Source organism: Clostridium sp. CAG:43, assembly GCF_000434655.1.
Lineage (GTDB): Bacteria > Bacillota > Clostridia > Lachnospirales > Lachnospiraceae > Otoolea > Otoolea fessa.
This window is the reverse complement of sequence record NZ_FR895085.1, coordinates 4,533-5,253: the sequence shown is the minus strand read 5'-3', so window position 1 is coordinate 5,253 and position 721 is coordinate 4,533. Positions and strand designations below refer to the sequence as shown.

The window sequence follows — 721 nt, the reverse complement described above, 5'->3', positions numbered from 1 at the left end:
TTAATTGTGTGAACTTGTTACAAAAAAATCGATATAAAAGAAAAGACAGATACCCGCCAGAAATCTCCTGGACAGATATCCATCTTTTCCTCTTTTATTTACTGCGGATCGTCGATATACTCAAATCCATCCCCATCGCGCCGATCCCGCTCTAACCGGGCTTTTGCCTCGCGGGCGCGTCTGGATCGCTCTGATTCCGACTCATATCTCGTTGGGCGATCACCGTATTCCTCCCGTTCCAGCGTGTAGTAAAGCTCCGAGCGGGATGCCGGGCGCACATAAATCGCCGGGCGCGCATTCCGGCGTTCTCCCGATGCTGCAGACTCTTTCGTCGCACGATGCGCCGATGCCGGCGTGTAATCGCGCTGCAGGCGGCTTTCTTTTGCTGAAACAGCACGTTCCCGTTCTGTGCGTCGGCTTTCTGCCACTGCCTGGCGTTCCCGCTCTGCGCGGCTTCCGTCTGCCGAAGTTCTGCGCGGACGCTCAGAACGGCTTTCCTCTGCCGCATCTCTGCGGGTGCGCTGCAGACGTTCTTCTTCTGATGCCTCTCTGCGGACACAAGCCGGACTGCTTTCTTCTGGCATTTCTCTACGGACGCGTTCGGAACGATTTTCACTTCCTGCTTCCCGGCGGCGTCTTTCCTCCGGCATCCGTTTTGCGCGGTCTGCCGATGCTGCTGCCTCCATACTCCGCTCCCGGCGAACCGGCTGGGACGCGTGCT

At 57.4% G+C, this 721-nt stretch carries 1 protein-coding gene; it reads right to left on the bottom strand.

What is annotated here, in order from left to right; genetic code table 11:
- Positions 1 to 98 precede the first annotated feature (98 nt).
- A partial coding sequence (locus tag QVO97_RS06905; protein ID WP_288189258.1) for a hypothetical protein occupies positions 99 to 721 on the bottom strand: 623 nt, incomplete at its 5' end.